Source organism: Enterococcus sp. 4E1_DIV0656 (assembly GCF_002140695.1).
Taxonomy (GTDB): Bacteria; Bacillota; Bacilli; order Lactobacillales; family Enterococcaceae; genus Enterococcus_D; species Enterococcus_D entomosocium.
Map to the genome: position 1 here is coordinate 1074698 of NZ_NGLF01000001.1, position 24251 is coordinate 1098948.

General features: G+C 44.6%; 20 protein-coding genes and 1 pseudogene. 16 read left to right on the top strand and 5 right to left on the bottom strand.

The features are described 5' to 3' along the window. The first annotated feature begins 79 nt into the window (after positions 1 to 79). Complete coding sequence (locus A5882_RS05065; protein ID WP_086372495.1) at positions 80 to 1522, top strand: glycoside hydrolase family 1 protein; 1443 nt, start codon at positions 80 to 82, stop codon at positions 1520 to 1522. Positions 1523 to 1629: 107 nt separating this feature from the next. Here A5882_RS05065 and A5882_RS05070 read toward each other — a convergent pair whose 3' ends face one another. Further along, positions 1630 to 1986 (bottom strand): MmcQ/YjbR family DNA-binding protein, encoded by a 357-nt coding sequence (locus tag A5882_RS05070; protein WP_086372496.1) that lies wholly within the window; start codon positions 1984 to 1986, stop codon positions 1630 to 1632. 255 nt (positions 1987 to 2241) lie between these two features. On the opposite strand from A5882_RS05070, the gene A5882_RS05075 reads away from it, so the two are divergent. From A5882_RS05075 to A5882_RS05095, 5 genes and pseudogenes are all read left to right on the top strand, one after another. After that, positions 2242 to 2571 (top strand): AbrB family transcriptional regulator, encoded by a 330-nt coding sequence (locus A5882_RS05075; RefSeq protein WP_008376683.1) that lies wholly within the window; start codon positions 2242 to 2244, stop codon positions 2569 to 2571. Continuing rightward, positions 2561 to 2852: pseudogene (locus tag A5882_RS05080) on the top strand (type II toxin-antitoxin system RelE/ParE family toxin). The gene A5882_RS05075 and the pseudogene A5882_RS05080 overlap by 11 nt, the downstream one beginning before the upstream one ends. A 149-nt stretch (positions 2853 to 3001) precedes the next feature. Beyond that, positions 3002 to 3808, top strand: a complete 807-nt coding sequence (locus A5882_RS05085) for a MurR/RpiR family transcriptional regulator (protein WP_008376679.1) — start codon at positions 3002 to 3004, stop codon at positions 3806 to 3808. A 110-nt stretch (positions 3809 to 3918) separates the two neighbouring features. Then, positions 3919 to 5184 carry a PTS sugar transporter subunit IIC gene (locus tag A5882_RS05090; RefSeq protein WP_008376678.1) on the top strand — a complete coding sequence of 422 codons (1266 nt, stop codon included), beginning with the start codon at positions 3919 to 3921 and terminating at the stop codon, positions 5182 to 5184. Between the two features lie 44 nt (positions 5185 to 5228). Continuing rightward, complete coding sequence (locus tag A5882_RS05095; protein ID WP_016611636.1) at positions 5229 to 6668, top strand: glycoside hydrolase family 1 protein; 1440 nt, start codon at positions 5229 to 5231, stop codon at positions 6666 to 6668. Positions 6669 to 6749: 81 nt separating this feature from the next. Here the strand turns inward: A5882_RS05095 and A5882_RS05100 are convergent, their stop codons facing one another. Together A5882_RS05100 and A5882_RS05105 are read right to left on the bottom strand one after the other, a co-directional pair. Next, positions 6750 to 7502 (bottom strand): ABC transporter permease, encoded by a 753-nt coding sequence (locus A5882_RS05100; RefSeq protein WP_016611635.1) that lies wholly within the window; start codon positions 7500 to 7502, stop codon positions 6750 to 6752. After that, positions 7499 to 8440: an ATP-binding cassette domain-containing protein gene (locus tag A5882_RS05105; protein WP_086372497.1), complete on the bottom strand. Its 942-nt coding sequence runs from the start codon at positions 8438 to 8440 to the stop codon at positions 7499 to 7501. Before A5882_RS05105 ends, A5882_RS05100 begins: the two co-directional genes overlap by 4 nt. 95 nt (positions 8441 to 8535) lie before the next feature. Between A5882_RS05105 and A5882_RS05110 the strand changes: the two genes are divergently transcribed. From A5882_RS05110 to cydC, 5 genes are all read left to right on the top strand, one after another. Further along, complete coding sequence (locus A5882_RS05110; protein WP_061053539.1) at positions 8536 to 9501, top strand: Rgg/GadR/MutR family transcriptional regulator; 966 nt, start codon at positions 8536 to 8538, stop codon at positions 9499 to 9501. Positions 9502 to 9683: 182 nt separating this feature from the next. Then, positions 9684 to 11114 (top strand): cytochrome ubiquinol oxidase subunit I, encoded by a 1431-nt coding sequence (locus A5882_RS05115; RefSeq protein ID WP_005232838.1) that lies wholly within the window; start codon positions 9684 to 9686, stop codon positions 11112 to 11114. Continuing rightward, a complete protein-coding gene (gene cydB / locus A5882_RS05120) occupies positions 11111 to 12130 on the top strand; it encodes a cytochrome d ubiquinol oxidase subunit II (protein WP_005232836.1) in 1020 nt (339 codons plus the stop codon). Before A5882_RS05115 ends, cydB begins: the two co-directional genes overlap by 4 nt. Beyond that, on the top strand, positions 12127 to 13848 hold the full coding sequence (cydD, locus tag A5882_RS05125) for a thiol reductant ABC exporter subunit CydD (protein ID WP_086372498.1): 1722 nt from the start codon (positions 12127 to 12129) through the stop codon (positions 13846 to 13848). The genes cydB and cydD overlap by 4 nt, the downstream gene beginning before the upstream one ends. Then, positions 13841 to 15601, top strand: a complete 1761-nt coding sequence (cydC, locus tag A5882_RS05130; RefSeq protein WP_005232834.1) for a thiol reductant ABC exporter subunit CydC — start codon at positions 13841 to 13843, stop codon at positions 15599 to 15601. The genes cydD and cydC overlap by 8 nt, the downstream gene beginning before the upstream one ends. Positions 15602 to 15655: 54 nt before the next feature. Here cydC and A5882_RS05135 read toward each other — a convergent pair whose 3' ends face one another. Further along, a complete protein-coding gene (locus tag A5882_RS05135) occupies positions 15656 to 16636 on the bottom strand; it encodes a polyprenyl synthetase family protein (protein ID WP_086372499.1) in 981 nt (326 codons plus the stop codon). 93 nt (positions 16637 to 16729) lie between these two features. Between A5882_RS05135 and A5882_RS05140 the strand changes: the two genes are divergently transcribed. The 3 genes from A5882_RS05140 (at position 16730) to A5882_RS05150 (ending at position 19951) form a co-directional block, all read left to right on the top strand. After that, complete coding sequence (locus A5882_RS05140; RefSeq protein ID WP_086294333.1) at positions 16730 to 17632, top strand: prenyltransferase; 903 nt, start codon at positions 16730 to 16732, stop codon at positions 17630 to 17632. A gap of 31 nt (positions 17633 to 17663) precedes the next feature. Continuing rightward, on the top strand, positions 17664 to 18872 hold the full coding sequence (locus A5882_RS05145) for an NAD(P)/FAD-dependent oxidoreductase (RefSeq protein ID WP_005232831.1): 1209 nt from the start codon (positions 17664 to 17666) through the stop codon (positions 18870 to 18872). 137 nt (positions 18873 to 19009) lie between these two features. Continuing rightward, positions 19010 to 19951 (top strand): FAD:protein FMN transferase, encoded by a 942-nt coding sequence (locus A5882_RS05150; protein WP_086372500.1) that lies wholly within the window; start codon positions 19010 to 19012, stop codon positions 19949 to 19951. Between the two features lie 66 nt (positions 19952 to 20017). On the opposite strand, the gene A5882_RS05155 is transcribed toward A5882_RS05150, so the two are convergent. Continuing rightward, positions 20018 to 20932, bottom strand: a complete 915-nt coding sequence (locus tag A5882_RS05155; RefSeq protein WP_086372501.1) for a LysR family transcriptional regulator — start codon at positions 20930 to 20932, stop codon at positions 20018 to 20020. A 263-nt stretch (positions 20933 to 21195) separates the two neighbouring features. Between A5882_RS05155 and A5882_RS05160 the strand changes: the two genes are divergently transcribed. Beyond that, on the top strand, positions 21196 to 21801 hold the full coding sequence (locus A5882_RS05160; protein WP_008376652.1) for an NADPH-dependent FMN reductase: 606 nt from the start codon (positions 21196 to 21198) through the stop codon (positions 21799 to 21801). 18 nt (positions 21802 to 21819) lie between these two features. Continuing rightward, positions 21820 to 24246: a flavocytochrome c gene (locus A5882_RS05165; RefSeq protein ID WP_086372502.1), complete on the top strand. Its 2427-nt coding sequence runs from the start codon at positions 21820 to 21822 to the stop codon at positions 24244 to 24246. Positions 24247 to 24251 lie beyond the last annotated feature (5 nt).

Consider the following 24251-nt stretch of genomic DNA (forward strand, 5'->3'; position numbering starts at 1 on the left):
TTTTTTGTTTTTTTATCGGAGATTTTTCAGTAACCAGCTAGGTAGGTTTATCAAAAGAAAACAAAAGGAGAACGAGCAAATGGCAAAATTTCCAGAAAATTTCTTATGGGGCGGCGCGACCGCAGCGAATCAATTAGAAGGGGCGTTCGATCGCGATGGCAAAGGATTGTCAGTGGCGGATGCAATGCCTGGCGGCAAACAGCGTTTAGCGATTTTAGGTAGTGATACGTTTGATTGGACGATCGATGAGGACAAATACACTTATCCAAATCATCGCGGGATCGACCATTATGACCGTTTCAAAGAAGACATTGCGTTGTTTGCAGAGATGGGCTTCAAGAGCTATCGTTTTTCTATCGCTTGGACACGTATCTTTCCAAAAGGCGATGAAACGACACCAAACGAAGCTGGGCTAGCATTTTACGATGCGCTGATCGATGAATGTTTGAAATACGGGATCGAGCCAGTGGTTACGATCTCCCACTATGAAATGCCTTTGCATTTAGCCAAAGAATACGGTGGCTGGAAAAATCGAGCATTGATCGATTTCTATGAGCGTTTTGCAAAAGTCGTCTTGGAACGGTTCCACAGCAAAGTCAAATACTGGATGACCTTCAATGAGATCAACTCTGCTTTCCATTTCTCTGCATTGAGTCAAGGAATGGTCAACAGCACGGGTGCCAGCGACTTTACAAACGTGATCCAAGCGTGGCACAACCAATTTGTTGCCAGCAGTAAAGCAGTCAAAATCGGCCATGAATTAAACTCAGAGTTACAGATCGGTTGTATGATCATTTATGCAACGACTTACAGCATTGATGCGAACCCAATCAACCAAGTGGCGACGATGATCCATAATCAAGCCTTCAACTACTACTGTGCCGACGTGCAGGTACGTGGAAAATACCCATCCTTTACGGATCGTTTGTACAAAGAACACGGCGTCAATAAAGAGGATCTTGAGATTACCGAAGAAGACTTAGCCTTGATTGCTGAACATACTGTTGACTATGTTGGCTTCAGCTACTACATGTCTTCTGCCGTGGATATCACCACAGAAGAAGCCGATGAAGTGCAAGGAAACTTGTTAGGCGGCGTCCGCAATCCATTCTTAGAAGCAAGTGAATGGGGCTGGCAAATCGACCCAGAAGGGCTGCGCATCGCGTTGAATGAATTGTATGATCGTTATCAAAAACCGTTGTTTATCGTGGAAAACGGCTTAGGAGCCATTGATACCTTTAACGAAGAAGGTAAGATCGAAGATGACTATCGTATCGATTACTTGCGCCGCCACATTGAAGCAATGGGGGAAGCGATTGCTGATGGCGTAGACTTGATCGGCTACACGCCATGGGGCTGTATCGACCTTGTCAGTGCTTCAACAGGCGAAATGAGCAAACGCTATGGCTTTATCTATGTTGACTTTGATGACGAAGGCAACGGCACGATGGATCGTTCCAAGAAAAAATCCTTCGATTGGTACAAACAAGTTATTGCAACAAACGGAGAAGAGTTGGCCTAAGTGTTTCGTTAGACTCACTGATGACGCAGGATTCGTTATAAAAGAAAACCGATCAACGGTGCTCCTATACTGGCGCATCGTTGATCGGTTTTTTGTGATATTTGGGTTTAACGGGTATGTTCATAGCTGTCTCGTAACAAAGATTGGAGTTGTTTTTCTGATACAGAGCCATCTAGTAATGCGGTGAGCCAATGGTTTTTATTCATGTGATAAGCGGGTAAATAGCCGTGAATTTGATTGATGATCGAAACCATTTCGGGCGCTGCTTTGACATCTAAAATCTCGATCATTCCCGTTCCTTCCAGGCCTAATTTCTGCTTTTCTACAGTCATCAGCAAGCCAAACCATTTGCCGCTTTTACGGTGCCGCAAGACTTGGTACTCGGGAAACTTTGCAAATGGATGGTCGATCTGAACATCATTGAAGGTCTGAGCGAATGCGATCAGACGGTTTTTAAGATCCATGGGTATCCCTGCCTTTTTATTCATTCAACTCCAGTATACCGTATTTTTGCCAATATTTCGCTGGAAAATGAGATTGGGCTCTTTGGTTTAATGAGCCGTATCACCTGCTGCATCGATAGTCATAAATAAGGTAAAATAGCAGGCGGTTTATTTTCTCAATTTGACACTCAGCTTTCGGCATTACTTGTCATTACATTCGATTATGATATAATGTTCTTACAGAGTAATTACAAAAACAGAGAGAGGAGTGCAACGATGATTACGAAAACAAGAAAACAAGGGAATTCCATTATGTTGACGGTGCCCAAAGACTTTGGTATTCCCAATGGTGTGGAAGTAGAAGCAAAGCTCGTAGAAAATGGAATCTTGTATGAATTTATTGAACCGGTAAAACCATTCGATGATTTCAGTGAAGATATCTTGACTGATATTATTAATGAGGGATACGAACACGAAGATATTTTATCCGAATTTAAAGCGCGTAAGAGTAAGCTGATTTCTTCATTTAAGACAATTGCAAAGGATACTGCTACCGACGGGAAAGCAATGACCAAAGAGGAGTTGGCAACTGAAATTGGCTTATGAGGTGATTCCATCTAGACAAGTAGTGAATTATTTAAAAAAGTTGAAGGAGAAACCGCTGAAACAAAAGTTTCTTCATGTCATTTATGATGAAATAGCTGTCGAACCGTATAGCGGCGATCAAAAAAACTGGCGATTTAGCTGGAATCTGGTCGAAGGGTTTTAAGTATGCAGGGACAACCTGTCGTATTGCTTATGATGTGATCGATGACCAAGTGATTCCAGTCTTGTTATGTGGCACCCATGAGAATTTTTATGAACAGTTAAAGCAGTTAATGAAATAACTGGGGACCCGAATCGAAGAGTTGCGCGTAGGCGGACTCTTTTTTTGATTTCTATTAAAAAGTACAATAAGTGAAAGGTTCTAAGAAATGGATGCCTATGCTAAGATAGAAGAAACCGGCAGCGTAAATAAGCAAGTGAGGTGGTCGCTATGAAAACGACAAGTCAAGTATACATTCGTTTAAATGAACATCTATTTAAATGCAAAAAATACGATTTGAATTTTTTGATAACAAAACTTTTAATTGAGCGAATCGATGAATTTCCTGCGATCTATATTGAAGAAATCGCCTATGCTGCACAGACGACCCCTGCCAGTATCACTAAATTTTGTAAGAAACTTGGTTATGCTAGTTTTAAAGAAATGCGTAATGACCTCACGATTTATTTTGAACAAGAATACCATTTAGCAAATACGATGTTTGAAGGGATGCTAGCGAATCTCGATACAAAGAGTAAAGTATCTGAAATGGTTGACCAATTTTTAGCCCGAGAGTACATGGTCCAAAAACAGATTTTTGACCAATTTGATCAACACCAATGCACACGGATCGCAGAAGAAATGAAACGAAAAAAACGAGTGGCGATTTTGGGTAACAGCTATTCTTTTTCGGTTGTTAATCTCCTGCGGGAACTGCTTAGTCAAATGGGCTATATCGTTTTTGAAGTAAACCGTAATGCGGAAGATCAGCTGATTGATCAAGTATTGCGGGAAACAGATATTTGTTTTGTGATCAATCTAACAGGCAGCTGGATCGATAAAAAGGCCTATTTGCTTGAAAAAACGGCCTGTCAGAAAGTTTTATTGACGTTCAGCGAGCAAGCCGCTCAAAGTAATCTCTTTGAAGAGCGTGTCTTGTTTAAAGAGGTCGTTCCATTGATGTCATCGAATTATTACTCGCAAAAAGTGCTTCATCTATGGATGATTTTTATGATTATGAATATGAGAAAAGAGTAAACGTAAAAAGCTATTTTCCATTTTTGGAAAATAGCTTTTATTGTTTCCTTATGAGAAAGCGCTTATATTCAAGTTAAGATATATCTTAAAAAATTTAGGAGGATTTACTGATGGATAAATTAATGCAATTTATTGAAACCAAAGTGATGCCGCCAATGATGAAACTTTCTAATCAACGTCACTTGAGTGCTGTTCGCGATGGATTGATCGCAACGATTCCAATCACAGTGATCGGATCGATCTTTTTATTGATACCGTACATTCCATGGCCTCAATCCTATGTATCGTTTATGGGCAATCATCCCGACTTAGTGGCAAAACTGATCATTCCCTTCAATATGAGTATGGGACTGCTTTCGATCTATGCAGCTTTTGGCATCGGCGCACGATTAGCGCAAAGCTACCAATTGGATAGTTTGGCAGGGGGCGTTTCTGCAATTTTTACCTTTTTTACTACATTGACCTTCACTTCTTTAGATGAAGGAACGTTTATCTCTACGCAATACCTTGGAGGAGAAGGCATGTTCGCCAGTATTTTGACCGCTATATTAGCAGTCGAGTGCATGCGCCTTTGTAAAAAATACAATATCGGGTTTAAACTGCCAGAGCAAGTACCTACGAATGTCAGCAGCAGTTTTGAAGTGATTATTCCCGTGTTTTTTTCAATGACGATCGTTTGGATCATTGTTCACTTGATCGGCTTTGACATCAATGCCCTGATTGCAAGTTTGATCACACCCTTATTAAGTGTTTCTTCCAACTCGTTAGCAGCACCCTTGGTCTATGTAGGATTGACTTGTATCATGTGGCTATTCGGGATTCATCCGCAAATATTAGCGACGGTGATGTTGCCGATCTGGCTAGTCAATTCTGAAGCAAATATGGCAGCAGCACAAGCCGGACAAGCGATTCCTAATCTGGGGGTACAGCCGTTTATCTTTACTTTCTTATGGATCGGCGGTGGCGGAGGAACCTTAGCACTTTGCGCAATGATGTGTTTCTCCAAATCAAAATTTTTAAAACAACTTGGTCGTCTCAGCTTTATTCCTGGGGTCTTCAACATCAATGAGCCACTGTTGTTTGGGTTGCCGATCGTTTTGAATCCAGCACTGGCGATTCCCTTTGTCGTGGCACCAATCGTCACCACTTTCGTGACCTATTTCGCGTTTGTGTCCAATCTTGTTCCCGGAATGGCGTATCCATTAGCGGCTGTGTGGACGGTTCCGAGTATTTTTTCAGCAGTGATCGCAACAGCCAGCATTCGCGGTGCTGTCTTAGTAGTGGTGAATTTCTTGATTTATTTGGGTATTTATTATCCTTTCTTCAAGGCCTACGAGCGCAAATTAGTGCTTGAAGAAGGTCAAACCGAAGCATAAGTCTATGAGATGAGCAATCAAATTTTGAGAAGAGGAGCAATGACATGAAGAAAAATAAGAAGCAATTTCCTGCCGATTTTTATTGGGGAGGTGCAGTTGCCGCAAATCAATTAGAAGGGGCCTATCTTGAAGGGGGAAAAGGCTGGAGCGTGGCAGACATCAATCGCTTTCGTAATGATATCGATATAAAAAAGAAAAGCAACAAAGAAATAACGACGGCAGACGTTGAATTTGCTTTAAATGATCAAGAAGGGCGTTACCCTAAACGGGATGGGATCGATTTTTACCATACATTTCGTGAGGATCTGGCACTCTTGGCAGAAACAGGCATGAATTCGTTTCGAACATCTATTAGCTGGGCGAGAATTTTTCCAAAGGGAGACGAACAAACGCCCAACGAAGAAGGGTTGCGCTTTTATGACGAATTGATCGATTGTATCCTTGAAAACGGTATGGAACCCTTGATCACCTTGTCTCATTATGAAATGCCGATCCATTTAGCGATGGCTTATGATGGCTGGTCAAATCGTAAACTGATTGATTTCTTTGTTCATTTTGCGCAAGTCGTATTCAAACGATACCAAGGAAAAGTCAAATATTGGATCTTAGTCAATCAAATGAACTTAATTACCCATGAATCATTTAACCACCTTGGTATTCCCGCTGACCGAGTCGACAATCTGAAGCAAGCTAAGTACCAAGGGGTTCACAATGAATTGGTAGCATGTGCGAGAGCGATCAAAGTAGGGAAAGAAATTGATCCTTCTTTTCAAATTGGTATGATGTCTTATTATGGCAATGTTTATCCAGCTACTTGTAAACCGTTGGATGTTCTGAGTGCTCTCAAAAATAATCAAATGGAATATTATTATTCAGATGTACTTGCGCGGGGAACTTATCCGAATTATGCCTATCGCTTTTTTGAAGAAAACGGCATCGAGATTCAATTTGGGGAAAACGATGAAGCGGACTTCAAGCATACGGTCGATTTTGTTTCTTTCTCCTATTACTACACGCGAATCATTCATAGTGAAAACTACGGGAAAGAAGACGCAGCTTCGCCTAACCCTTATTTAGAAGCCAATGACTGGGGCTGGGCGATTGATCCAATTGGGTTACGGATTGCTTTGAATGAGTATTATGATCGGTACCAATTGCCGATCATGATCACAGAAAATGGTATGGGTTTTTATGAGACATTGAATGAAGAAGGAACGATCGATGATACGTATCGCATTGATTTTCTGAAACAGCACATTGAACAAATGAAAGAAGCAATCTATGATGGCGTAGAACTGATCGGCTACTATCCTTGGGGACCGATCGATCTTGTTAGCTGCTCCTCATCAGAAATGAGCAAGCGGTATGGGTTCATTTACGTGGATCTAGATGATTGGGGCAATGGTTCAGGAAAACGGTACAAAAAAGCCAGCTTTGACTGGTATAAGAAAGTGACGGCTTCTAACGGAGAAGTCCTCGATTAAAAAAAAAGCGGCAACGACGAAGCAGAAGCTTGATCGTTGCCGCTTTTTTTATAAGAGAGTCAGAAAAGGTAGCCGGCGTCATTAGCGTATCCGTTTCTGATAAAGCATTCGTGCCAAGAACCAGCTCACGACTACGATACCGCCGCACCAGCTAAAGGCACTGATCAAGGTGGTATCTTTCAAGTTTAACAAAAGCCCTCGCAAAGAATGGATGATCGGCGACATTGGTTGGTATTCAGCAAAAATGGCTAACGGGCGCGGCATGGTTTCCGTAGGGACGAAACCAGAGCTTAAGTAGGGCAACAGGGTGATCAAGACAGTAAACAAGGTAGCTGTCTCGGGGCTTTTGGCGATGAGACCAACCAGAACTGAGACCCAAGTAAAAGCGAAGGTGAAGCAAAAGATCAATAGGAAGGCGAGCCCCCAGCCAGCAACTGTGGCTTGAGGGCGAAAACCGATGACCATGGCAACGATCAATACGACCAAGGTACTGATCAAGCTCCGAAGGGTCGCGGCGAAGACATGGCCGTTTAAAAAGGCTGAGTTAGAAATATTCAAGGTCATCAGCCGTTCCACCATGCCGGATTTCAAATCTTCCGTCACCGTTACCCCAACGGAGGAAGCACTTTGGGCGATACATTGGACGAGGACACCGGGAACGACAAAATCGACATAAGAAGTATCGCCGACGTTCATAGCTCCACCAAAAACATAGACGAAGAGGATCATTAAAATCGCTGGGGTCAAAATTCCACTTAGCAGAGTCTCCATACTGCGAATCGATAGCAAGAGATTGCGCTTGAATAAGGTGTTGGTTTCTATAATTGCTTTCATTGGTTTCCTCCTTGGACAAGTGTTAGAAAAATATCCTCTAAAGAAGCATTCTTTTGATTAAAACTGGTGATGGTGATCGGTAGTTGATTGAGTTCCTGCAACAGCGTGAAGGAATGCTGGAAGTCTTGACTGACGGGAAATGCCAGAGAGAGACTGGACTCATTGACTTGCAGCGGAAAATCAGACAGATGCTGACGCACGGTTTGCAAGTGTTCTTTTGTCAATACGCTGATTTCCATCGTTTGCGAAGGGTGCAGTGCTTTGACTTCTGTTGGTGTTCCTTGCAAGATGATTTTCCCTTCATGCAAAATGGCGACTTGGTCTGCTAAAAATTTAGCTTCTTCTAGGTATTGGGTCGTCAGGAAAATCGTTCGTCCTTGAGCGGCGATTTCTTTGATCATGTGCCATGTGGCTAAGCGGTTTTGCGGGTCTAACCCGGTCGTCGGTTCATCTAAAAAGAGCAGGTCAGGTTCGCCGATAAAACTCATGGCGATGTCTAAGCGCCGTCGCATGCCACCAGAATAATTTTTGACGAGTCTGTTGCTGGCATCCACCAAATCAAAACGCTCTAACAACTGTTGGACGATCAACTGTTTGTTTTTGACATGGCGCAAGGCAGCAATCATCAGCAAGTTTTCTCGTCCGGTTAGTTCTTGATCGACGGCGGAAAATTGCCCCGTCAGACTGATTTTTTCGCGAATCGCTGCTGGATCTTTAGTCAAGTCGATCCCGGCGATCAGCGCGGTTCCTTGATCAAAAGGCAGGATAGTGGACAAAATTTTGACTAAAGTGGTTTTTCCAGCGCCGTTTGATCCTAGTAAGACAAATACTTCGCCAGGAGTGACGTCAAAAGTGACCTCTTTCAAAACGGTTTTGTCTTTGAAACTTTTTTGTAAATGTTTCACGTGAAGCATTTTCTTTTTTACATGGGTATCCATAGCTTTTCCCTCGTTTCTATAAGATAATTCAACTATAAAGGCTCTTCGGGAAAAGCAACTGCTTATTTCAATATATTGAAAAAGAAGGTGAAAAAATGAACAATTATGGTGCGACAGTGAAAGAGCTTCGCAAAAGCAAAGGCTTACTATTGAAGGAATTAGTGGACGAACAATTGTCGATGTCTTTGTTATCGCAATTTGAAAATGGCAAAACGACGATTTCCTGCGAACGATTTCATCGTTTGCTAGATAAACTAGAAGTGAGTTTTGCCGAATTTCAACTGCTGCATACGGGGGAGCATCATTCGGAGGCTCAAAAGCTAATGGTCGACTATGTCCGTTCGATGGGGATCGAATCTATTGATGAAGTACCTAAACTAAAAAAGAAATATCAAAAGCTGACCGCCTACTTTCAACGACATTACTCCTTGGAGCTGGACCACTTCTTACAACTGATCCGTTTTGACTACTTGATGAAAGAGGAGCTTTTTAAAGGGGTGCCCATCCAGGAGGCGTACCCGAAACACAATTATTGTTTGGACTCTGCGAAACATTACTTGCTGAATACCGATACATGGGGTGTTTATGAGCTGCGGCTATTTGCCCGCGTAGCAGTTTCGATGGAGCCAGCTTTGCTTTGGCGCTGTTTGACGATCGCCATCAAAAAGAGTCAGCGCTTTGCAAAAATCCCCGGCAACAAAGATATTCTATACAACACGTTTGAGACGGTGTTTTCCGTCTTTGCTGTTTTTGATGAGGTGGATTATGCGGAAAAGACCTTTCATTTATGGCGAGATCATGTTTATGAAAAAGAACACATTGAGCAAGCGATCTTTATGCCGTTTTTTGAAGGCTGGACATGTCTATTAAAACAAAACAAGCCAAAAGCGGCGGACTTAATGCAACAAACGTTAGATCAATTGGAAAGATTAGGGATGAAGACCACGTTTTCCATGTATCAATCATTAAGCACGTTTGTTTTAAAGGAGGATTTCCCGGGAATTTTATTGAGTGATCCTTTGCTTTCTGAGGGAACTCGTTACGGGTGGGAAGAGCCCTAAAAAGCTATATTCCGCTGATGAAAGCGCCTTATGTTTAAGAATCGGAGAGGAAGTGATTAAAAATCAGTAAATGCAAGCAATTTGCTTCTTTTTTACTGATTAGAGGAGTATATTCGAAGTTGGAATTTTTCTTTCTTTAGAATTATTTTAATGCACTTTTTTATGAAATAGGAGGATGTAGGATGGATATTGTGACACTAGCGCGAATCCAGTTTGCGATGACGACGATTTTTCACTTTTTCTTTGTACCGTTTTCGATCGGAACTGGTGTCGTCGTTGCAATTATGGAGACACTTTATGTGATCAAAAAAGATGAAAAATATCGCCGGATGACGAAGTTTTGGGGAAATATTTTTCTATTAAGTTTTGCTGTCGGGGTCGTGACAGGGATCATTCAAGAATTTCAATTTGGGATGAACTGGTCAGACTATTCTCGTTTTGTCGGGGATATTTTTGGTGCGCCCTTGGCTTTGGAGGCTTTGTTGGCGTTCTTCTTAGAATCGACGTTCTTAGGACTGTGGATCTTTACATGGGATCGGGTCAGTCCGAAGCTGCACGCCACCTTTTTCTGGTTGGTGACGCTTGGTTCGATGCTATCGGCGTTTTGGATCTTAGCTGCCAATAGTTTTATGCAGCATCCAGTGGGGTATACCTTGAACAATGGCCGGGCAGAAATGACTGACTTCGGTGCTTTATTGGCAAATCCACAAGTGTGGTATGAGTTTTTACACGTGATCACCGCAGCCATCACGATGGGCGGAATCATTGTTGCTGGTTTATCAGCCTTTCGTCTATTGAAGAAAGACAAAGACATTGACCGCGATTTCTTCAAAAAATCAATGCGGATCGGTTTTGCGGTGGCATTGTTCGGTTCATTCACCGTCTTGCTAGCCGGGGATGAACAAATGAAATACTTGGTTGAAGAACAACCAATGAAATTTGCCGCAATGGAAGGAACTTATGAAGATACCGGGAGTCCTGCGGCTTGGACTGTCGTTGCTTGGGCGAATGAAGCGGAACATCACCAAGTCTTCGGTATTTCGATTCCATATATGTTGAGTATCTTAGCCTTCAATGAACCCTTCGGCTCAATCGATGGGATGGATACGGTCAATCAGCAATTGATTGAAACCTACGGCGACCGTAATTACTACCCGCCGGTCAACACACTCTTTTGGAGCTTCCGGATCATGGCTGGTTTTGGTGCCTTGATGCTGTTGGTTTCTGGTCTGGGGTTGTATTTTACGCGTAAGAAGAAACCGTGGCTCTTTGAAAAGCGCTGGCTGCTTTGGGTAGTGGCGATCACTTTGTTCACCCCATTTATTGCCAATACAGCTGGTTGGCTGATCACGGAGTTAGGACGTTACCCGTGGACGGTTTACGGCTTGTTTACGATCGAAGATAGTGTGTCACCAAACGTTTCCGTGACCTCTCTCTTGATCTCAAATATTGTTTACTTCCTCTTATTCTCTGGCTTAGGCGGAACAATGGTCTATCTTGTGAAACGGGAAATGGATCATGGACCTGAAAAAGAAGCCTTTGGTGAAATCAGCCAAGGAGACAACCAAGATGGGTACGAAGACCCATTTGATAAGGAGGCGTTTGAAGGATGACCGGTCTGCAATTACTATGGTTCACGTTGATTGGGCTTTTATTTTCCGGATTCTTCTTCTTAGAAGGGTTTGACTTTGGTGTGGGGATGTCTGTGCAGACATTGGCTCACAATGAAGAGGAAAAAGACCAGATCGTTAAAACGATCGGGCCTGTCTGGGATGGCAATGAAGTGTGGCTATTGACCGCCGGCGGAGCGATGTTCGCCTCATTTCCATACTGGTATGCTTCTTTGTTCAGCGGGTTTTATTTGATTTTGCTGTTGATCTTAGTTGGGTTGATCATTCGTGGTGTCTCCTTTGAGTTTCGAGCGAACTTCCCGAAAGAGCACAAAAACATTTGGAACTGGACGTTGACGATCGGCAGTACGATCGTACCGTTTTTCTTCGGTCTGATGTTTGTCAGCATGATCCAAGGAATGCCTTTGGGTGAAGATGGCAACATGACCGCAACCTTTACGGATTACGTCAATCCCTTTTCAATCGTTGGCGGGATCGCGTTGACCTTGTTGTGCTACTTGCACGGATTAAACTATATCGCTTTGAAAACGGAAGGTCCGATTCGGGCACGGGCACGCAACTATGCAAGTATTTTTTATGGCATCCTATATGCAGGCTTAATCGTCTTTGCTGTGATGCTTTACTTCCAAACGGATTTCTTTGAGAATCATTTTGCGACAACGCTTGGTTTGTTGCTTGTGATCGTTGTACTGACACTGATTGCAAATATCGGCGTCTTTAAAGGCAAAGAAATGATGGCTTTCATTGCGAGCGGCTTGACGTTGATCGCTTTGGTGGCATTGATCTTCACAGGGTTATTCCCAAGAGTCTTGATCAGTTCGATCGATTCAAGCTATGACCTGTTGATCGCTGATGCGTCTTCAAGCCGCTACACATTGAAGATCATGAGTTATCTTTCACTGACGATCTTGCCTTTCGTCTTGGCCTATACGGCTTGGAGTTACTATATCTTCCGTAAGCGGATCAGTCATACGGAGGCGTTGGAGGGGTATAAATGATTGATAAACAAATCATGAAGCTCCCAGGAATGAAACAACTTTTAGGGCTGCTTGCGGGACTTTCGTTCCTGCAGGCGCTCTTCATTATTGGGCAGGCGTATGGATTGGCACGTGCCATCACTGGCTTATGGGAAGGACGACCATTAGAGGAACAGTGGGGCTGGATTCTGCTGTTCTTTTGTTCGTTTATCGCCCGGCAAGCCGTTATCTATTTCCGTTCCAAAAGACTCGATGATTACAGTTACCAGCAAGCTGCCGATCTGCGGGATCAATTATTGGAGAAATTGTTTCGGGTCGGTCCTCAGATCGCACAACAGCAAGGGACGGGAAATGTAACAACGATGGTCTTGGAAGGGATCAACCAAGTCGAAAACTACTTGAAATTGATTCTTGCCAAAATCATGAATATGTCGATCATTCCTTGGGTCATTTTGGCACTCGTTTTTTATCTGGATTGGGAATCCGGCTTGGTCTTGCTGTTGGTGTTCCCCTTGATCATCATTTTTATGATCATCTTGGGCTATGCCGCCCAAAGCAAAGCGGAAAAACAATACCGGACGTTTCAATTATTGTCCAATCATTTCATCGATTCTTTGCGAGGGATCGACACGCTGAAATTGTTTGGGGTCAGTAAAAAATATGGCAAAAGTATCTTTGCTTCCAGCGAACGGTTTCGGAAAGCGACGATGGCTTCATTAAAAGTCGGTATTTTATCGACCTTCGCCTTAGACTTTTTCACGACCTTATCGATTGCCGTCGTGGCAGTCTTGCTAGGCTTGCGGCTGATCAATGAAGGGATCTTGCTGTTTCCGGCGTTAACTATCTTGATTTTAGCACCAGAATATTTCTTGCCAATCCGCGACTTTTCCAGTGATTATCATGCAACCTTAGACGGGAAAAATGCGATGACTGCGGTGACGGAGATCTTGCATCAGCCGGAAGCCCAAGTACCGGCAGTAACGGTGCCTCGTTGGCAGGAAGACACCCAGTTAACGATTGATCAGCTGGCTTTTTCCTACGAGGAAAAAGCAGCTTTGAGGGATATCAACTTGAACGTGACTGGCTTCAAAAAGATCGGGATCATCGGTCTGAGCGGTTCTGGCAAGTCTACCTTGATCAATACTTTGAGTGGCTTTCTCGTGCCAGACAGTGGCGAGATCACTCTTGGAGGAGCCCAAACCACGGCCTTTCGCCAAGCAAGCTGGCAAGAACAGCTGATCTATATTCCGCAAAATCCTTATATCTATCGGTTGACCTTGCAGGAAAATGTCGCGTTTTATCAGCCGACAGCTACCAAAGAAGCCGTACTGAAAGCCATTGAAGTGGCAGGCTTGACTGAGCTTTTGGCAGAGCTGCCGCAAGGGTTGGACACGATGTTAGGAGAAGGGGAACGGCATCTAAGTGGTGGACAAGCCCAACGGATCGCTTTAGCCCGTGCCTTCTTAGATCAGCAACGAAAGATTCTTTTGTTTGATGAACCAACGGCACATTTGGATATTGAAACTGAAGTTGCCTTAAAGGAACGGATGCTGCCGCTGATGGAAAACCGGTTAGTCTTTTTTGCAACCCATCGCTTGCACTGGATGGAAGAAATGGATGAAATCATCGTGATGGATCAAGGAAGAATCGTGGAACAAGGAACCTTGGCACAACTGCAGCAAAAGCAAGGTGCTTTTACAGAACTAGTCAATGGAATGAGGAGGGAACAGCTTGAATAAAATCGGCTTATTGCGCTCATTGAAAACCGATACCTGGGTCAAGCCTTTCTTGTCAAAATACAAAAACGTTTTGGCGTTGGCCTTATTCCTAGGCTTCTTGACCTTTTTCTGTGGTGGCGCACTGATGTTTAATTCTGGGTACCTGATCAGCCGCTCGGCGTCGATCCCGGAAAACATTCTATTGGTTTACATCCCCATCGTACTGACCCGAGCATTTGGGATCGGCCGTCCAGTTTTTCGCTATTTGGAACGGTTGACCAGTCATAGCTGGGTGCTACGCATGACTTCTAATTTACGATTGAAATTGTATAACGTAGTAGAAAAAGATGCGATCTTCTTTAAGCAAGCGCATCGCACGGGGGATATCTTGGGCTTATTGGCAGAAGATATCAACCATATTCAAAACCTGTATTTGCGGACGATCTTTCCTACCGTGATCGCTTGGATCTTGTATGCGTTCTTGATCATTGGACTCGGCTATTTTTCTTGGTGGTTTGCTTTGGTGATGCTGCTGTTATTAGGAACCATCGTCTTTGTCTTGCCACTTTGGTCGGTGATCATCAACGGCGCGCGGCAAGAAAAGCAAAAACATATGAAAAACAACTTGTATACGACACTGACGGATAATGTATTAGGGGTTTCTGATTGGGTCTTCTCTCAAAGAGGGAGCGAGTACGTGGCTGCTCATAAGGAACTGGAAACGCAGTTGCGGGCGGTGGATGAACAGATGCTGTCCTTTGATCGCCGGCGTGATTTTCTTTTACAAAGCATCTTTGGGGTGATCGCTGTCGCATTGCTGCTTTGGACCAGTATTCGCTTTCCAGGTAACCACGGAGGAGCAGCCAACTGGATCGCTGCCTTTGTCCTGTGTGTCTTTCCTTTAGTTGATGCATTTGCGCCATTACCGTCAGCTGCTCAAGAAACCAATCGGTACAAAGACTCCATCGATCGCTTCAATGCATTGCCAGAAGAAAATCGCCAAGAGGTCTCCATGGAGCAACCGTTAGTACCTGAAGTGACGGGCCTCGTGTCGATCACAGTCAAGGACTTGCATTTTCAGTATCCTGAAGGCAAAGAAGTGCTTCATGGGCTGGATCTAACGATTCCTGCGCATCAAAAACTAGCGATCCTTGGTCGCAGCGGTTCTGGGAAAAGTACATTTGCCTCCTTGTTGCGAGGCGATCTGCAACCGACGCAAGGGGCGATCACCTTAAACGACGTGCCTGTGACGGCATTGAGTGAGTCAATCAGTGACTTGATCGGTGTCATCAATCAAAGTCCCTATCTTTTCCATACGACCGTCTTGAATAATATTCGGCTAGGCAATGAGTCGGCTTCGGAAGAAGAAGTCTGGCGCGTACTGGAGCAAGTCGGGTTGAAAGAAATGGTGGCAGCTTTGCCTAATGGCTTGGCGACGATGGTGGATGAAGCCGGCTTGCGTTTTTCTGGTGGGGAACGGCATCGTTTGGCATTGGCGCGAATCTTGCTAAAAGACACCCCGATCATCTTATTGGATGAGCCAACCGTCGGCTTAGACCCAATCACGGAGCAAGGCGTACTTGAAACCTTTTTCCAAGTGCTGGAGAACAAAACGATCATTTGGATCACCCACCACTTGCAAGGAATTTCGATGATGGATCGTGTGCTTTTTATTGAAGATGGTCAGTTGACCATGAGCGGAACACCTGCCGAATTGGCCGCAGAAAATAAACATTTTCAGCACTTATTGGCCATTGACCAAGGACGACGATAAAAAAGAGCGTCCATCAATCAGTGATGGACGCTTTTCTTATCATTGCTCTATGGCTCAGTAATTGCGCTGCAAGAGCAGTTCAGTTAATGAACGAATTTTGGCTTTGCTAGGTGCTTCTGGCAGCAGATCGATGTCGTCTAAGGCTTTTTGCGTGTAGGTGACCGCGAAAGCGCGCGCTTTTTCGACACCGCCGTAACGGACGACAAGATCCGCAACTTCTTGGGCTTCTGCCAAGGAGAGTGCTGCTTTTTTATTCAAATAAGGAGCGAATGCTGCAGGTGCCTGTTCTTTGGCAAATAGCAGCGGCAAGGTATAGACCCCTTGCGCCAAATCTTCTAGAATCGGTTTTTTCAAGGTGCCGCTATCAGAGGTGTAGTCGAGAATATCGTCGAATACTTGAAAGGCGATCCCGATGTTGCGCCCGATCTCACCAGCTCGTTCTTGGTTTTCTGTGTCGAGGCCGCCAAAATGAGCGCCTTCGAGACAAGCGAGCCAAAACAGTTCAGCGGTTTTGCCGTTGATGCTTTGCAGATAGTCGTCAATCGATTCATGGATGTTGTAGCGAGTGTGCATTTGATCAAGTTCGCCTAAAAGGAGTCGTTTCATGGCTTGTGCGTTGGTTTTTAAAAACGGGGAGCCATTCATACTTTCGATCAAAAGCTCAAAAAATTGGGTGAACAGAAGATCACCCGTGTAGACCGCGATATCCTTGCCATATTTGGCTTGAACAGTGACTTGACTGCGCCGCAGCGGCGAATCGTCAATAATGTCGTCATGGATCAAAGTGGCCATGTGTAAAATTTCTAGAGAAGCAGCAATTTTTGTTAATTGGTCGGTTTTTTTATAATGGAGATCGCCTAAGTCAGCAAACAAAAAAAAGAGCGCTGGCCGCAGCATTTTTCCACCTGAATAAGTAAAGTCGATCAAAACATCTTGTATCTCTTTGTTACGAACAGTAACGTGTTCTTCAATGATGGAACATACGGTTTTCAATCGTTGTTCGATCGTCGGATAATCGATCCAAAAGTCAAACATAGTATAACCCTTTCTAACAGTCATTCAGCCCTTATTCTAGCGTAAAGGGGCGTGATTGACTAGTTTAATGCACTCACTAAAGGAGGTGAAGTTGTGACGCTACCTGTATTTTTAGAACTTGTCGAATTTAAAGCAAAAACCGCCAGTATTTTGCCATTTTTTATTGGTGTCTGCTACAGCTGGTACAATTATCAAACGATTCATCTTGGCTATGTCTTGTTGTATTTCATTGCCATGCTGATCTTCAATATGGCGGTGGATATTTTAGATAACTACAACGATTACCATCATGCCACAGAAGGGCATGATTACAAAGAAAAAACCAATATCATTGGTCGGGAACAATTGTCTGTCAAATTGGTTTTTTGGTTGATGGTCTCCATGATCATCCTTTCCGCTGCCATGGGGATCGCCTTGGCAATGGTGGTTGGCTGGCCGCTCTTTTGGATGGGGCTGTATTGTTACCTAGTCGGGATCTTTTATTCCTCTGGTCCACGGCCGCTTTCTAGTTTGCCTTTAGGCGAGTTCTTTTCCGGCTTTACGATGGGCTTTATGATCTCATTGATCTGTGTCTATCTTAATGCCTATCAAACCTTTGAATGGAACATTGCCACGATTGGCAGTATTTTCTTGATCTCATTGCCCAACACATTATGGATCGCCAACTTGATGCTGGCAAACAACATTTGTGATCTGGAAGAGGATGAAAAAAATGAGCGCTATACGCTGGTGCATTACCTTGGTAAAGCCCGTGCGTTGAAATTATTTATCGTGATGAACGTCTTGGCGTTTGTTGCGATCATTGCCTCAGTTGCTCTCAACATTGCGCCTTGGTCACTGGTTCTGACCTTTTTCGCGGCGCCCTTTGTCTGGCAACAGACAAAACGATTTATGCAAAAACAAATCAAAAGAGAGACCTTCATTTGTGCCGTTCGGATCCTTGCGGTCGGAGCATGCGTACAAGTGCTGTGTTTTGCGATTGGTTTGATTTTATAATTTTTACAGCAAAGAAAGGAAGTAAGGAAACATGAAGGAAGTTGTCATTTTAGGAGCAGGGTATGCTGGATTGCGAGCATTGCACGTACTGCAAGGAGCAAAAGAAGCGTTTCACATCACATTGATCGACAAAAACGATTATCATTATGAGGCAACCGATCTTCATGAAGTTGCGGCTGGTACGCAACCAAGAGACCGCATTTGCTATCCCATCAATGATGTCGTTCGTCCCCAAAAGACGAGCTTTGTTCAAAAGGAAGTTGCGTCGATCGATCGTAACCAGCAAGTGATCGTTTTTAAAGATCAATCCACGTGCACGTATGATTATTTGATCGTGGCGTTAGGCTTTGAATCAGAATCATTTGGGATCCCTGGTGTCGAGGAGCATGCGTTGGAAATGGTGGATGTCGACTCCGCAGAAAACATCTATCATCATTTGTTGAAACAAATGAAGGCATACAAAGAAACACAAAATCCTGACTACCTAAAAATCGTTGTCTGCGGTGCTGGTTTTACCGGAATCGAATTGCTAGGTTCATTGGTGGAAAACCGTAAAACCTTTGCGAAAGCAGCAGGCGTCAAGCCAGAAGACATCAAACTGTATTGTGTCGAAGCAGTGACTCGTTTATTACCGATGTTTGATGAAAAACTATCGGATTATGGGATCAAAAATCTCGTTAAATGGGGCGTGAACTTCCTGACTGGTAAACCCATCAAATCAATCAAACCGGGTGTCGTTGTCTATCAAGATGATGCCGATACAGGAGCAACAGCTGAATTATCAGCCAAAACCATCGTTTGGACCACAGGCGTCAGCGGCAGCCATGTGATGGCTGAATCAGACTTTTCTGCTCGTCGTGGTCGTGTGATGGTCAATCAAGACCTAACAGACCCTGATCATAGTAACGTCTATGTTGTCGGTGATGTTTCAGCAGTCATGGACCCAGCGACCAATCGCCCGTATCCAACAACGGCTCAAATCGCTTTGAAGATGGGGCAGCATGCGGGTAAAAATATCTTACGTCAAATGAACGGGGAAAAACCAACAGATTTCCACTTTGAATCATTAGGTTCAGTGGCGTCTATCGGCAATACCCATGCCTTTGGCTTAGTAGGGAAAATGGGCATCAAAGGCTATCCCGCTTCCGTGGTGAAAAAAGCCATTATGGACCGTTCCTTGTACCAAACCGGTGGGGTCAAAGAAGTATTGGCGAAAGGCCGCTTCGACTTTTATCATTGAGCAATAGAGACAGCAGACTGCGAGGGTGACCTCGCAGTTTTTTTTTCAAAAAAAGCAGTGGCGGCATCCCGCAGACTACTTTTTTCTCCCAGAAACTGCTATGATAGCCAAAAGAAGAGGACAAAGGAGCAAGGACAATGGCAGAAGGTCAACGAGTGTTACAGGGAATGGGAACGGTGATCACGATTTGGGTGCAGCATGAAACCCCAGAAGTGATCTTAGAGGAAGCAGCGAAAAGAGCCGCGGCCTTTGAACAGCGGTTTAGTGCCAATGACCCTACGTCGGAGTTGATGCAGATCAATCAGCAGGCAGGACAAGGAGCGATCGCCGCCACACCGGAATTGGTTGAATTGATCGCACTAGGGAAAACCCATAGCTTGCCAAAAGATAGCTACTTAAATATTGCCATCGGTCCTTTAGTGCAGGAATGGCGAATCGGGTTTCAAGATGCCCATCTACCAACGCCTGAGAAAATCGCTGAACTGCTGCCAAAGACTGATCCCGCCAAGATCGTTTTGGATGAAACGCTGCAGACCGTTGGGTTAGCTGCCGGCATGAAGCTTGATCTAGGGGCCGTTGCGAAAGGGTATTTTGCTGATTTGTTGATGGCGTATTTCAAGCAGGTCGGTGTCACAGCCGCTTTGATCGATCTTGGGGGCAATGTGGTGACTTACGGCGATGCCCCGAGCCATGCTGATGGCTATTGGCGGATCGGGATCCAAAATCCTTTCTTGCCAAGAGGGAATTTTGTCGCCGCGTTGAAGGTACACAATCAGTCAGTCGTTACATCAGGGATCTATGAACGAACCTATCAGGTAGCGGGCAAGACCTATCATCATATCTTTGATCGAGAAACGGGCTATCCGTTAGAGTCAGCCATTGCCAGTGTCACGATTCTATCCGACAAATCGGTTGATGGAGAGATTTGGACGACCCGCTTATTCGGCAAAGAGCCACCAGCCATCTTGCAGGAGCTGGCGCCGTTAGAAGGGATCACTGGATTAGTCATTACCAAACAAGGTGAATTTATCTATCCGCAAGAATTAGCACGTTTGATCGAAACGCCAACAGCAGAATGAAAACAAGCAGCGACTACCTAGGAATATAGGTGATCGCTGCTTGTTTTTTTTTGTAAAAAAGGAAAGTTAGACGTGGTGCAAAAAGGCCTCGATCAAGGCGGCTTCGCTGTTTGACAATGCCCGTTCGGCTTGATGGGCAATAAAATAGGTGAGGGACAAGAGTTCCTCTGGCATTGGATAAAGATTAAAAGGGGTCGCGGTCGCTGCTTGTAGCACGCTTTCTGGTACGATCGCAATCCCAAGGTTGTTTTCTGCCAATGCCGCTGCTGTATAAATATTGCTGCTTTCTATGAGAACCGTCGCCTCTACTTTGTATTTTTGCAGCAATTGATCGATTTGGCGGCGAATCGCCGAGCCGCTGGCGGTCAAAATCAATGGACTTTGCAGCAAGTCTTTGACGGCCAATGAATCAGGCGCTAAATACCGCTTCCCTGGTTGATACAGGGAAGAACAAGGCGGAATGATCGCTAGATACCGTTCTTGATTGGTACTGTGGACCGTTAGATTCGGTGCGATCGTCTCAGGGTTTTGTCCGATAAAAAAGTCCAGCTGCCCATTCAGCAGGCGTTTTTCATTGTGCTTCGGCAGGTCTTCCCGCAAGAAAAAGTGCACGTTGGGATAGTGTTCATAATACGCAGGCAAAAAGAGCGGCAGCAGGTAAGAACCAAGGCTTGGCAAGATGCCTAAGCGCAAAGAACGCTTCTCGGTCGCGGTATACCAAGACAGCCGGCTTTTCAATTTGGCAGATTCTGTTTCCAAGGTTTCTAGATATTGATAATAGATTTTACCAGCTTCCGTCAGTTGAAAATGTCCCGGCTGCCGATTGATGATGGGGGTCCCTAGCTCTTGCTCGGCTCGTTTCACGGTTTGCGTCAAGTAAGGCTGTGAAATGTAGAGATCTTTGGCGGCTTTGGTGTAGTTGCTATGCTTTAACAAGGTATCGAGGTATTGCAGCATCAGATGGGAATCTTTAAGTGCCATCGCGTTGTCCTCCTAGTCATTTTTCTCATTATAACAAATTTGTTATCGATGGATAATTAAATAAATATTTCACAAATAAAGAATTCAGCCGTACACTTAATGGGTACTTGGGGAAGATTTTTTTGTTTAGGAAGAAGCCTTTCATCTCAGTAGGTCGTAAAAAACAACTTGAGAAACGATTGAAAAAAGAAATCAAAGCCAATGGTCAAAAACTTTTTATTTTTTGTTAAATGTTAAATTATTCACAATTAGGAGAGATGATAATGAAATTGATTGGAATCGTAGGAACCAACTCGACGCGTTCGACCAACCGTCGCTTACTGCAATTTATTCAAAGCCATTTTAGTGACCAAGCGGAGATCGAACTTTGCGAAATCAGTGATCTGCCGGCATTTAATGAACCAGAAGATCGGACGGCACCAGCGGCAGTCCAAGCCTTGTCAGAGAAGATCGAAGCAGCAGATGGGGTAATCATCAGTACACCAGAATACGACCACTCGATCCCAGCGGTGTTAAAAAGCATGATCGAATGGCTTTCTTATACGACGCGGCCTTTGATCGATAAACCAGTGATGATCACGGGTGCTTCTCTTGGTGCATTAGGTTCATCGAGAGCCCAAGCCCACTTGCGTCAGATCTTAGATGCGCCTGAAGTAAAAGCCCGAATCATGCCGAGTGCGGAATTTTTGTTAGGGCATTCCATGCAAGCCTTCGATGAACAAGGAAACTTGATCGATAACGAAAAAGTTGCCGAACTAGAAGACTGTTTCAATGAATTTGTCTTGTTCGTCGAAATCACGAACCGTCTGGTCAGTGAATATTCAACGGCTAAAGAACGAGCAAAGAAATTTTCGTGGGAACAAGCATAAGAAAGAGAGGAACTAGTCATGAAATTTGTCGGCCTAATCGGAACGAACGCCAAAAAATCGACCAATCGCCAATTAGTAGCGTTTATGCAGCGAGAATTTGCTGCCCTAGCAGAAATTGAACTGCTGGAAATCAAAGATGTTCCAATGTTCAATGAAACACAAGATCAAACCAATAGCGAAGTGATCCAACAGTTAAATAGCAAGATTTTAGCAGCCGATGGAGTGATTATCGCAACACCAGAGCATAACCATTCGATTCCTTCCGCATTGAAAAGCGTCTTGGAATGGCTCTCCTTCAATCTCCATCCCTTTGATGGCAAACCAGTGATGATCGTCGGCGCATCCTACGATGTGCAAGGCTCCTCCCGAGCACAGCTTCATTTGCGCCAAATCCTTGACGCTCCAGGTGTCAATGCGACAGTCATGCCAGGAAATGAGTTCTTGCTGGGGCGTGCGCATCAAGCCTTTGATGAACAAGGCAATTTAAAAGATCAACGAACGATCGACTTTTTGGAAAGCTGTTTCCGCAAGTTCGTTCGGTTTACGGAAGTCGCTAATTTGTTGAACGTACCAGAAGAAGTCGTTTATGAGCCTGGTGAATACACCGTCACAGCACCAGGACATAACGGGGATCTACCAATGGTCGTCAAATTGAGCGAAGAACGGATCGAAGCCATCGATATCGATACGTCTGGTGAATCAGAAGGGATCGCTGATGTCGTTTTCGTACGGATCCCTCAAGAGATCATTGAAGGGCAAACCTTAAATGTCGATGCGATCTCTGGTGCTTCGGTTACTAGTAACGGTGTCGTCGATGGGGTAGCAAAAGCCGTGAAAATGGCTGGTGCGAACCCAGATGTCTTGCGCAAACGTCCAAAAGCCGCCAGTGCTTTGCAAACAGAAGATGAAACGTATACTACCGACGTCGTTGTCGTAGGTGGCGGCGGCGCAGGTCTGAGTGCAGCTGCCAGTGTGCTGCAAGCCAATAAAGACGTGATCTTAGTAGAAAAATTCCCAGCGATCGGCGGCAATACCGTACGTACTGGCGGACCGATGAATGCTGCGGATCCAAAATGGCAAAACGGCTTCTCCGCATTGCCTGGCGAACGCAGTGCTTTAGAAGAAGTGCTGACGATCGATGAACAAGACATCGATGCAGAATACTTGCCAGACTTCAAAGCTTTGAAGGCACAAATCACTGCGTATCTTTCAGAAACGACGCCAGAAAAAGAATACTTGTTTGATTCTGCTTTGTGGCATCGAATCCAAACTTATCTAGGCGGAAAACGCAAAGATTTGAATGGGCAACCGATCTATGGGAAGTACGAGCTAGTGAAAATCTTGACGGATCAAGCATTGGCCTCAGTGAAATGGTTAGAAGAAATCGGCGTAGAATTTGATATGAACAATGTCGATATGCCAGTAGGAGCGAAATGGCGCCGTGGGCATAAACCAGTCAAAAACGAAGGGTATGCCTTTGTATCGGCTTTGCATCAATTCGTGAAAGAACATGGCGGAACGATCTTAACCGATACGCCTGTCAAAGAATTATTGATCGAAGATGGTAAGGTTACTGGAATCATCGGGGAAGGCCGTAACGGTCAAAAAATCACAATCCATGCCAAAGCAGTGATTTTGGCTTCCGGCGGGTTCGGAGCGAACACCAAAATGTTGAAACAATACAATACCTATTGGACAGAGATCGAAGACGATATCAAAACGTCAAATTCACCAGCGATCACTGGTGACGGGATCAAACTAGGGGAAAGTGCTGGCGCGGACCTTGTTGGCATGGGCTTTTCACAAATGATGCCCGTATCTGATCCGAACACAGGGGCTTTATTCAGTGGGCTGCAAGTGCCGCCAGCTAACTTTGTGATGGTCAATCAAAAGGGTGAGCGCTTTGTTAATGAGTACGAAAGCCGCGATGTATTGACCCAAGCGGCGATCGATAATGGCGGATTGTTCTATTTGATCGCGGATGAAGAGATCAAGAAAACCGCTTATAACACGAGCCAAGAAAAAATCGATAAGCAAGTAGCTGCTGGTACGCTGTTCCGTAGTGAGACCTTGGCTGGCCTGGCAGAGCAGATCAATGTCGATCCAACCGTCTTAGAAGCGACCGTTGCGAAATACAACAGCTATGTGGATGCTGGGAAAGACCCAGAGTTTGGCAAAGATGTTTTCGACTTGAAAGTGGAAAAAGCGCCTTTCTATGCCACACCAAGAAAACCAGCGGTTCACCACACGATGGGAGGATTGAAGATCGATCCGCAAACCCATGTGTTGACGAAGGAAAATCAAATCATTGAAGGACTGTATGCAGCAGGAGAAGTTGCTGGGGGGATCCATGCCGGCAATCGCTTAGGCGGCAATTCGTTGACAGACATCTTCACTTTTGGCCGGATTGCTGGAAAGACAGCAGTCGCAGAACATCTCGAATAAAAAGC